This window comes from Roseibium sp. (assembly GCF_025698965.1).
In the GTDB taxonomy this organism is placed as follows: Bacteria; Pseudomonadota; Alphaproteobacteria; order Rhizobiales; family Stappiaceae; genus Roseibium.
This window is the reverse complement of sequence record NZ_JAILWL010000225.1, coordinates 1-10369: the sequence shown is the minus strand read 5'-3', so window position 1 is coordinate 10369 and position 10369 is coordinate 1. Positions and strand designations below refer to the sequence as shown.

The 10369-nt window shown below is 53.7% G+C and carries 12 protein-coding genes; 6 read left to right on the top strand and 6 right to left on the bottom strand.

The genetic code is table 11. The features are described 5' to 3' along the window. The coding region (locus tag K5905_RS18110) for a cytochrome b/b6 domain-containing protein (protein WP_297586366.1) at nucleotides 1-225 on the bottom strand (225 nt) is incomplete at its 3' end. Nucleotides 226-634: 409 nt separating this feature from the next. Between K5905_RS18110 and K5905_RS18105 the strand changes: the two genes are divergently transcribed. Next, complete coding sequence (locus tag K5905_RS18105) at nucleotides 635-1066, top strand: MarR family winged helix-turn-helix transcriptional regulator (protein ID WP_297586365.1); 432 nt, start codon at nucleotides 635-637, stop codon at nucleotides 1064-1066. Here the strand turns inward: K5905_RS18105 and K5905_RS18100 are convergent. The 5 genes from K5905_RS18100 to K5905_RS18080 all read right to left on the bottom strand — a co-directional run bounded on the left by K5905_RS18100 (nucleotide 1063) and on the right by K5905_RS18080 (nucleotide 5274). Next, nucleotides 1063-1242 (bottom strand): hypothetical protein, encoded by a 180-nt coding sequence (locus K5905_RS18100; protein ID WP_297586364.1) that lies wholly within the window; start codon nucleotides 1240-1242, stop codon nucleotides 1063-1065. The two genes, K5905_RS18105 and K5905_RS18100, sit on opposite strands and share 4 nt — an antisense overlap. Nucleotides 1243-1260: 18 nt before the next feature. Then, entirely contained in the window at nucleotides 1261-1701 is a 441-nt protein-coding gene (locus K5905_RS18095) for a hypothetical protein (protein WP_297586362.1), read from the bottom strand. A gap of 533 nt (nucleotides 1702-2234) precedes the next feature. Beyond that, complete coding sequence (locus tag K5905_RS18090) at nucleotides 2235-3245, bottom strand: helix-turn-helix domain-containing protein (protein ID WP_297586360.1); 1011 nt, start codon at nucleotides 3243-3245, stop codon at nucleotides 2235-2237. A gap of 26 nt (nucleotides 3246-3271) precedes the next feature. Then, nucleotides 3272-4339 carry a dihydropteroate synthase gene (locus K5905_RS18085; protein WP_297586359.1) on the bottom strand — a complete coding sequence of 356 codons (1068 nt, stop codon included), beginning with the start codon at nucleotides 4337-4339 and terminating at the stop codon, nucleotides 3272-3274. Further along, nucleotides 4336-5274: a methylenetetrahydrofolate reductase gene (locus tag K5905_RS18080; protein WP_297586358.1), complete on the bottom strand. Its 939-nt coding sequence runs from the start codon at nucleotides 5272-5274 to the stop codon at nucleotides 4336-4338. The genes K5905_RS18085 and K5905_RS18080 overlap by 4 nt, the downstream gene beginning before the upstream one ends. A gap of 231 nt (nucleotides 5275-5505) precedes the next feature. Between K5905_RS18080 and K5905_RS18075 the strand changes: the two genes are divergently transcribed. The 5 genes from K5905_RS18075 to K5905_RS18055 all read left to right on the top strand — a co-directional run. Continuing rightward, nucleotides 5506-6723, top strand: coding sequence for a uroporphyrinogen decarboxylase family protein (locus K5905_RS18075; protein WP_297586357.1), 1218 nt, complete (start codon nucleotides 5506-5508; stop codon nucleotides 6721-6723). Next, on the top strand, nucleotides 6720-7484 hold the full coding sequence (locus K5905_RS18070; RefSeq protein WP_297586356.1) for an aldolase/citrate lyase family protein: 765 nt from the start codon (nucleotides 6720-6722) through the stop codon (nucleotides 7482-7484). The genes K5905_RS18075 and K5905_RS18070 overlap by 4 nt, the downstream gene beginning before the upstream one ends. Nucleotides 7485-7494: 10 nt before the next feature. Next, the gene (locus K5905_RS18065; protein WP_297586355.1) at nucleotides 7495-8751 is read left to right on the top strand and encodes a hypothetical protein; all 1257 of its coding nucleotides are present in this window, start codon (nucleotides 7495-7497) and stop codon (nucleotides 8749-8751) included. Continuing rightward, nucleotides 8751-9737, top strand: a complete 987-nt coding sequence (locus K5905_RS18060; protein WP_297586354.1) for an NAD(P)-dependent oxidoreductase — start codon at nucleotides 8751-8753, stop codon at nucleotides 9735-9737. Before K5905_RS18065 ends, K5905_RS18060 begins: the two co-directional genes overlap by 1 nt. After that, a partial coding sequence (locus K5905_RS18055) for a cytochrome b561 domain-containing protein (protein ID WP_297586353.1) occupies nucleotides 9727-10369 on the top strand: 643 nt, incomplete at its 3' end. The genes K5905_RS18060 and K5905_RS18055, both read left to right, overlap by 11 nt.

Genomic DNA, 10369 nt, shown 5'->3' with positions numbered 1-10369 from the left:
GGCTGGCTTCTGGTCCACGAAGAACCACCATGCGATGCGCAGCAGTGTGAGCAACAGCACTGCAATGCCCATGGACACATGTATGGTGAGGGTGTTCACTTTGAGTGCACTCGCATTCAATGACGCCGCGCGAAAGCCTGAGACAAGCAATGCAATGATCAAGATCGCGGTGATCCAGTGAATGGACACAGCAACGGTCCCGTAGGAAGTGGACGTACTTTTCATACTGAGTACCTCGGTAAGAGAAGAAGGTGAGTTGGCGATGTTCATCCAGCCAATGTCTATGTGAGATCCGTTGCAAAGCGGCTTGTTCATTGAAACACCGCAGTGAAAAAGGGTGTGTTTTCAGGGAGAAGTGCCTTCAGTCCTTGGCAGGCATGGCAGGCAATATCGCTCATTCAGGCAATCTGTGACGATCTGTGCAGGTATCAACGCGAATATATTCATGAGGATAATGGAGCTAACCAAGGCAATCCCTGTACTTGTCGCGAATGTTTCCACCAACAGCAACGTGAATGCAGGTTTTCATCGGGTTAGCCTTTCGATGCAGGACTTGTATCGTTGAGAAATACACAGCTATGAATAGCTAGCTATATATCATTGCACTCTTAGCTATGCAATTCTAAAAGGCGATATGGAATTTGATCGTAACTCCTCAGCCGGTTATCTCATTCACCACGTGGCCCGTCTTTTTTTTGAAGGCCTGCGAAAGCGCATTGAGCCCTTGGGTATTGTACCGGGGCAGTTTCCGGCGCTTTTGGCGCTGTGGCAAAAAGACGGTCAGACCCAAAAGGAGTTGGTCGAAAAGCTTGATATTGAGCAGGCAACCATGGCCAACACACTCAACAGGATGGAGCGGGACGGTTTGATCCTGCGGAAAGATCACCCGACCGATGGACGCGCAAAAATCATCTGGCTGACACCCAAAGCCGTTTCCATTCGAGATGAAGCATACAATGCCGCTTCTACGGTCAATGATATGGCATTGGCTGATTTGTCTCCTGAAGAAAGAGAACAGTTTATCGGCACCATGCAGCGGATAATTCGCACTTTTCGCGAAGACTAAAAGAACCCAGTTTTATTTTCTCGGATATTGATGCGATTGGAAGACAGCACCTCGTAACTGTCGAGCGGTGCGCGGCTATAGGTGAAGCCGCGAAACCCCAGCTCCATGACGCCCATATCTTTCAGGTCCTGCTTTCCCGTCGCTGCGGAAATCGCCTCTCCGGCTCCACCATCCAACAGCGAACGTGCTTCTGCTTAGTCCTGAAACAGGAGAAACTGGTCAAGCACCGCAAGTTCAGCCACTGCGGAACTCAAATGAACCGAAGCACCAGTCGTCATCGTGATGTTGCCTGACTGAACCAGTTCAGTCATCTCCTTCACGCCGCCAATATTTCCTTCCGGGAAAATTTCAACTTCGATGTCACCGCTGGAGCGTGATTCCAGTCGCTCCTCAAAGAACAGAAGCGATTGGTGAATTGGAGAGCTCTCGGGAGCCGCATGGCGATCCTGATCGTTTTCGCACCAGCCGCTTCGCTCACCTAAGCCAGAGCACTCGCAAACGCCGAATAAGAAAGCTTCATTTCTTCCTCCGCATTCTCGTATCAACGATATGCTGCGTTCGTATGTAAAGCTCGTATTTTTGATAAACAGAAGGAGGTAAAACGGCTTTGAATGCGGATGCAAAAATTTTTCCACTCAATGAACCTGACAGGTTGTTTGTGTCACATGCGATGCAAGCTTGACCGCTGGACCCGGAGCATATCCATTGAGTGCTGAAGCGTTTTATGCCGGACGGCCGGATGCATTCCTCCGCTGGCTGCGTTGGCTCGCGCTTGTGGTCAGCTGCACCATGGTACGCAAGCCGCCTCGTCCGAGTGAGAAAGCGCACCGGTCAAATGATCCTAGAATCCAAGGAAGTACTCTAAAACTCAAAGCTGGGTGTGATGATCCTGCGGGTGTCGTTCGACAGTCATTCAGTCCAGTGTCAGGTGTGCAAGCGAACGGGTGACGGATCTGGCATGGACGCAAACCTGGTTCTTTTGACATGGGTTATGTCATTCACTCCAAGATAGGTAAGCAACGAAAAACGAAGCGGGCAGGGCGCCATGTTCACAGATCGATGCGAGATCTTCCCAGGCATTTTGAGTTTTACTCTGCCCTCACCAACGCCATCGAAGTTCGCAATTCTGGTGAGACAAACGACGATGCGGATAGTGATTGCAGTGAACTCAACCTTGTTTCGATGATTGTGCGACTTCCCGACTGCCCTGGAATGCTGCGAGACGAGTTTGGTGCGGTTCGTTGCCGTAAACTGTTCGATACCAGTAGGTGAAATGCCGACGGCTCTCGAACCCGACTGCTGTTGAAGCTTCCATCACGCTTAAGTTTGTGTGCCGCAATAGATTATGCGCGACTTCCAGCCTAATCAGTCGATAGACCTTGAGTGGCGTAGTATTCAAAAGCGCCTTGATGAGGCGCTGAAGGACACGTTCTGAGACAAAAAGTTTGTCAGCGATCTGGCCGATGGACAAAGGGTTTTCAACATGATTGCTCATGACCCTTATTGCGGCTTCAATGATGGGATCGCCCTTGGATTGTCTGATCATCTGTGCCGCGCGTCGAGATGTTCGGCTCTGCCGGTTTGTGGGCAAGCCAATCTGGTCAGCCACAAGGCCGGCAAGATATGAGCCTTCGTCCTCCTCCACCATTGCAAGTATGAGTCGAACGGCGGCCAAGGCTGTGGTTGCGCTTCGAAGACGCCCGTGAGAAATCGTGTGATGCTCGATGCATGCACCTTCAATATTCTCTTCGGCGGCAGCGTCGAAGAAATTTGAATGAACCGCCAATGGTTTGTTTTCTTCGATGGCTTTCGCTCCGGGCAGAAACACAGCGCCGCCGATCAGAACGATGTGTTTCGAAAATCGAAATATGCGGCACAAGTGCCTTCGTTCGTCTTCACACAACAGCCATGGTCCGCGAGCATTGCCAAGAAAGATGCTTGTATGGACCGATGATTGGTCGGTATTTTTTCGTGGAGTTGAAATGTCGCGAAGCCGCCATCGATAGATGGAACGAGACGATAAGCTGTTCGCGGCCTCCAATACCGAGGACAAAAGTCCGACATCGCCAAGATAACTGATTTCCGGGATGTAAAAGTCAACGAAATGAGCATCTGTATCGAAGGAACCTGAAGTTTCCTCGGTATCCCGATTGATCTCGAAATCGAGGAATTGGCTCATGCAAGGCAATTCGACGAGGGGCATTTCTATTGACTGCCAGGACTTGATGCACGGGCACGGCGACGGCGGCCTGCTGCATCTCGTTTTTCGCCGGATTTGGCGGGTTTATTGAAGTTGATCCAATCTCCTCCATTCGGATCGTTGTTGGTCAGGAGGTTTGCCGCGCGAACCGCTTCCATCTCCGAACCGGCACGCGGCGTAGTTGAACCAAGGCCAAAGAGCTGTGCGATAGTTTCGTCGTCCATATCCTCTGGCAGGATCACACCCTTGGCTTCGAGTTCGGATTTCTTCACCTCGATTTTCTTCTTTGTCACAGCGGGTGCAACCGGGTTCATGATCGCACTCGTCATGCCGGCAGCAATTGCCATGGGCAAAAAGACATTGTTGATGCCATGGCGGTTCGGCATTCCGAATGAGATGTTCGAGGCACCACATGTCGTATTGACGCCGAGTTCCGAACGGAGCCGGTGTATGAGGGTCAGAGCCTGTTGCCCGGCAGAAGCTATCGCCCCAATCGGCATCACAAGTGGATCCACCACAATGTCATGGCTTGGAATGCCGTAATCGGCAGCTCTCTCAACGATTTTCTTTGCCACTTTGAAACGTATGTCGGGGTCTTCGGAAATCCCCGAATCGTCGTTGGAAATCGCCACCACCGGCACATTGTACTTCTTGACCAACGGCAAGACGCGCTCCAATCGCTCTTCCTCGCCGGTGACGGAATTGAGCAATGGCCGACCTTGAGCGGCTTCAAGACCAGCTTCCAGTGCTGCGGGTACCGAACTATCGATGCATAAAGGAACATCCACCAGATCCTGAACGAGTTTGACGATGCTCGTCATCAATTCAGGCTCGGTTTCATGCGAATTCGGATTTGATTCAAACACGGCTCCCGCGTTGATATCGAGGACCGCAGCTCCAGCTGAAACCTGAGCAATCGCATCGTTCTCTACAGTCGAAAAATCTCCGGCTTCCAGTTCTGCCGACAGTTTTTTTCGCCCGGTCGGGTTGATGCGTTCGCCAATTACACAAAACGGTTCATCAAAACCCAGAACGGCGGATTTGGATTTGGATTCGATAATTGTCCGGGTCATGTCCGGTCCTCAAAGGTTGCGGGTTTGGCGAAATTGCCACCATTTTCAACTGCCCAGCCAGAGGCGGCCTTGATGCCGCCAAGTGGATAAAAGTGGACGTTCGTGATCCCGAATTCGGGATTTGCAGCCTTGCGGCTCGCCAGACCGCTGATGACCTCCGATGGGTCATAGGGCACAAGCAGTTTGGAGACATCAGAGGCCCGTTTTTGCAGAACTTTGAGCGAGGGGCCGACACCGCAGGCAATCGCGAATTTAAGGAGCGTTTGCAGTCTGGCAGGGCCCGCTATGCCGATATGAACGGGAAGGGTAATTCCCGCATCGCGAAGGCTTTCGACCCAGTCGATGATAGTCTCGCAGTCGAAGGCGAACTGGGTGACCAGTGCTATTTCGGCATTTGTGCGTTCGCTGAATTTCTGTTTCCATTGCAGCGCTGCATCCACATTTCTGCGAGAACCGTCCGGATCGATGTCCCTGTTGCCCTCCGGGTGTCCGGCCACATGCAGTCGCGAGAAACCTGCTCTGTCGAACAGGCCCGATTCCATGAGCTGTATGGATGAATGGAGTTCTCCTGCAGGTTTCCTAATGCCGCCGGCCAATAGCAGCGCTTGATCAACTCCGGCCTCGCCCTGATACATCGCGATCCAGTTTTCCAACGTGGCAGTGTCTTTTATGAGCCGGGCGGGAAAGTGAGGCATGACCTCAAAACCTTCGGACGCAATGCGCCTTGCCGTCTTGACCATTTGCTCGATCGGCGTGCCTTCGATGTGTGCGATGTAGACCCGAGTCCCGGATGGCAGAATGTCCCTGAAATCTGCAATCTTTGCAGCGGTGCGGGGCAATACCTCGATGGAAAAACCTTTCAGAAAGGTCTCAACTGCGGGGTGAGACGGTTCGCTTCCTGCTGCTTCGCGCTTGTTCAACCTCAGTAATGCCAAATCGGTCTCCTTCCCACGGAATTTCCAGGCCCTTGATATGAGTGCTGCAACTGACTGCGTGTTTCAAAACACATATTGAATGCGCATGCAATATTATTTTGAGATTAAAATAGAGATTTTTGTGACTGATGAGTAATTGACTTGAATTTAATGCACTGATAATTGAATGCGTATTCATTCACGATTGCAAGCCTGGTCTGGCATCGTTGGCGACGGGAGGTTTTTTAAAAAATGGCGATGACACCAAGGGAAAATTTTCGAGCTGCCATGGAGCGGAGCGGGCCTGAGTGGGTGCCTCTCGACATGGGCAAGCACATTGGATCAATTCACAAGTTGCATTACGCGGCGCTCAGGCCGCTGTTGCCTGAGCTGGGGCTGCGGGAAGGTGAACTTATTCTGGACCGGATGGCGCAGACGGTCGTGCCGGATGAAGAGTTGCTGCAGTACCTCAATGTGGATTTTCGCTGGCTTGTGCCCAACTGGGTTCAGGTTGTCGAGCGAGACGACATGGACGGTTACATCGACATGTGGGGTGTTCCCTATCGAGGCGCGCACGGAGACCACTTTGCAGTCGACAGTCTTGCAAAGGCTCCCCTTGCCGATGTCGAGACGGTCGAAGAGGTTGAGGCATTTCCCTGGCCAGATACCGAGGACCCTGCCCAGTTTTCCGGTCTGGGGGAGCGGGCGAAGGATCTCTTTGAGAATACCGGCTATGTGCTGGGCGCCGATGCGATCAAGGCCGGTCCGCTGATGTCAGCTTTGCAAATGCGTGGCTATGAGCAGTTCTTTATAGATCTGGTCATCAATCCCGAGCTGGCTGATGCGATTATGGGGAGGATTACCGACGCTTTGTGCCGCATGTGGACCCGATTTATGGAAGAGGTGGGTCCCTACGTCCAAATTGCCTATGTCACTGATGACCTGGGAACGCAGACATCTCTGCTTTTGTCTCCCAAGGTCTACCGCAAGCGCATCAAACCCTTTCATACCCGTTTGCACCAACACATCAAATCCTGTGCGGATGTCTATGTGATGATGCACACCGACGGTGCGGTTCTGCCGCTGATCGAAGATCTGATCGAGACGGGTGCTGATATTCTCAATCCTGTCCAGACTTCAACTGCGGGCATGGATGAGACAGCCGAATTGAAAGCGCGATATGGTGATCGGCTGGCATTTCACGGAGCTATCGATGTTCAGCAGATGATGCCGAATGCCACGCTTGAGGAGCTTCGTTGGGAAATCGCCCGCCGTATGACCGATCTGGGAAATGGCGGCGGATACATTATCGCACCCTGTCACAATATCGGTCACGACATTCCACCGGAAAACACTCTGGCCTTTTTCGAGATGGTCCGTGAGATGGGGCGTTATCCGCTCAATCTGGACGATGTGCTTGAAAGCGACGCGTCCTATTTCGACCGATTGAAACGGGAGTCGGGAGAATGACGGCAAACGAACGGTTCAAAAGCCGGCTGACAAAACGGGAACCGCTTTTTGGTTGTTTCGTCAAAACACCGCATCCGGCTGTCGTTGAAGTTCTGGGGCAATGCGGGATCGATTTTCTTGTACTGGATGGAGAGCACTCTCCTTTTGACAAGGCGACGATCAACCATTGCCTGCTTGCCGCGCGTGCGGTTGACTGTGCAACGCTTGTAAGAGTACCGGGAAGTGATCCGGAGTGCATTCTGAATGTGCTGGATTGTGGCGCGGCGGGTGTGGTTGTTCCGCATGTCACCTCAGTTGCGCAGGCCAAAGCGCTGGTTCGGGCAGTTCACTATGGACAGGACGGGCGAGGCATTGCCGGAACAACCCGCGCAGGGTCCTACGGTATGCGCCCATTGTCAGAGCACCTTGCCTCAACCAGAAACGAAGTCTCGTTGATCTGTCAGATCGAAGACCGAGGCGGTGTCGAATGCGCAAGGGAGATTGCCGCTGTTTCAGGTGTAGACGCACTGTTTGTCGGTCGCGCTGACCTGACGGTGTCGTATGGGCTTGAGGATTTCAATTCCGCCAAAATCAAGGAAATCTGCCATCAGGTTCTCGGCGCGCGGGAAGCCGTGACGGGGCTTTATTGCGCTCCGGGTGAAGACATTGGTCCCTGGCGCTCGTCCGGTGCAGGCCTGTTCGTGATCGGTGCAGATCATTACTTTCTAATCCAGGGGGCCAAAGCCCTGACGTCCCTGGCAAGTGCCCACAATCCCAATTGAGGAAAAGTCCATGACCTCCAGTCTTCTGACCGCCGACTACACGCGCAACATGCGGATTGTCGGGCATTGCGATCAAGGCGGCCGTTCCGACGGTATCCAAATCATGGTCTCGGGTGGGTACGCCTATGTTGGCCATGTCTTTAACAACGGTTTCTCGGTCATGGATGTTCGTGACCCGAAAAACCCGAAATTCGTCCGTCACGTTGCCCAGCCTGAGGGCACATGGAGCCAGCATCTGCAGACTCATGGCGATATTCTGATCGTGAACAACATGTGCGACATGCTGAAGGTTGAGACTTCCGGGGCGTTCAATCCGGGTGACTACTACAAGGGTTCCGTGGCCGACAAGGTCGTCATAGACGAGGGGGAGCGGCCCTATTCCGCGGGAATGCGCATTTATGATATTTCCGATCGTGCCAACCCGAAGGAGATTGCTTTTTTCGAGGTGCCGGGACTGGGCGTCCATCGTACGTTCTGGGATGGAGGCGATTGGGTCTATTTTTCCGCGCTTCCGCCGGGTTTTTCCGATGACATTTTCATGATCGCTGACTTCAAAAACCCGGAAAAGCCGGAGATTGTCTCGCAACTCTGGCTGCCAGGCATGAATACGGCGGCGGGAGAAGCACCTCACTGGGATCAGAAATATCGGTACGCGCTGCACCACGCGATCGTAAAAGGTGATCTGGCCGCTGCTGCCTGGCGCGATGGAGGCATGTCTCTGATCGACGTTTCAGATCGCCACGATCCGAAATTTTTGTCCCACGATAATCCGTGCCCGCCTTTCGCGGGCCACACCCACAACACTCTGCCGTTACCCGGGCGAGGGCTGATGTTCGTTGTCGAGGAATCCCAGGCCGACAATTGCGAAGACGGGATCAAGCGTAATTGGGTCTACGATATTTCGGTGCCAACCAATCCAGTGACCATTGCCACCACATTGCCGCCTGATGAGGTGGACTACAAAAACAAGGGTGGCCAGTTTGGTCCGCACAACGTTCATGAAAACAGATCCGAAGGTTTTCAGAGCGAGGAACTCATGTTCGTCAGCTATCAGAATGCCGGCATTCGGGTCTACGATATCAGTAATCCATTCCGTCCCGAGGAAGTTGCCGCCTGCGTGCCACCCGCGCCGAAGAAGCTGATGGACTACCGACCAAATCGGCCCCTGGTCATTGATACCACCGACGTCTTTGTTGATCGGCAGGGACTGATCTACACGACCGACATGAATGCGGGTCTCTACATCTTGGAAATGGATGGAATCTGATGGCAAAGGTACTGATCGCCGGAAAAATTCATCCAGATGGTCTGGCCATGCTGGATGCGGAAACCGGACTGGATGTGGAAGTGATTTCCGACCCCGGTGCGACGTTGTCAGCAGACAAGCTTGCCGAAGCCGACGCTCTTCTTATTCGGTACGGCGTGCTGACTGCGGAACAGGCGGGGCAAATGCCACGGCTAAAGGTCGTTTCGCGTCACGGTGTCGGCTGTGACAATCTTCCTGTCCGTGAACTGGCTGCAGCCGGAGTGCCGGTAACAATTGTGGGACCGGTAAATGCGGTGTCCGTTGCTGAACAGGTCATGGCAATGCTGATGGCGTTGGTGAAGCATCTCCTTTCCTATGACAAGGCAGTGCGAGAGGGGCGATGGGACGTGCGCGACACGTTATCCGCAGGAGAACTTGCCGGACGCAAGCTGATGCTCCTGGGCTTTGGTCGCATCGGACGCGAGGTTGCACGGCGCGCCCTTGGCTTCGACATGGAAGTATGGGTCCATGATCCATTTGTCAGCAGTACTGAAATCTCTTCCCGCGGATGTGTGCCGGTTCCGAACTGGAGGCAGGTCTTGCCTGAGGTCGATGCTCTGAGCCTGCACTTACCGCTGACCAACGAAACCAAGAACCTGATCGGGGCGGCTGAGTTCAACAAGATGAAAGCCTCTGCGATACTGTTGAACGCAGCGCGCGGTGGTCTTGTCGATGAAGACGCCCTGGCGGCAGCGCTGAAAGGGCGGATGTCGTCCGGCGGTGCTGGGCTTGATTGCTTTGCCGACGAGCCGCAGTCGCCGGGCACGCCGCTGCTGTCGCTTTCCAATGTTGTGGTCAGTCCGCACTCGGCAGCGCTCACCGGTGAGGCTGCGCGGCGTATGGCAGTGGTAGCGGCAAATAATGTGATTGCCGGTTTGAAGGGCAGCCTGGACCCCGCGCTGGTGTTCAACCTGGCCGCGCTGAAGGAAGCCGGACATGGATTATGAGATACCCGGCGAAGGTCGAATTCCCTTCTTTGATATCGTCATACCTATTCACTGGGACAATCATGCCGTCCTGATGTTTGTGGTGTGGTTCGTTCTTGTTCCCATTGCCGTGATGTTTCTTCGTTTCGGAAAGATCCCGCCATCGACCTATGGCATTCCGAGAGGAACCTCGAAATGGGCCTGGCCGGAACTTTGCTGGACCTTCCACAAACTGGCGCTCTATTTCGCAATTTTTCTGGCTGTCGCCGGCGCCGCGTTTGCGGTGCTGCTGAGTGGTGGTTTCTCCGGAACTCTTCATGCCCAATTCGGACTGGCAGCGACCGCACTTGGCGTCGTTCAGATCGTTTCCGCCTGGTTTCGCGGCAGTCACGGCGGTCGCAAGGACCCGGCAGCTGATCCGCAGGAGCGCTCGACCTGGGGAGGAGACCATTTCGATATGACACCACAGCGCTGGTGGTTCGAGGCTTACCACAAGACCGCTGGTTACTTTGCTCTGTTTTGTGCGGGAGGCGCCGTTGCGACCGGGCTTTCCCAATTTTGGATGCCGGTGCTGGCGGGCGGATTGGCCCTGGTTCTACTGGTCATTTTTGCATTGGCGGTGCTGCTGCAGGGCAAAGGCTACAAGCAGGACA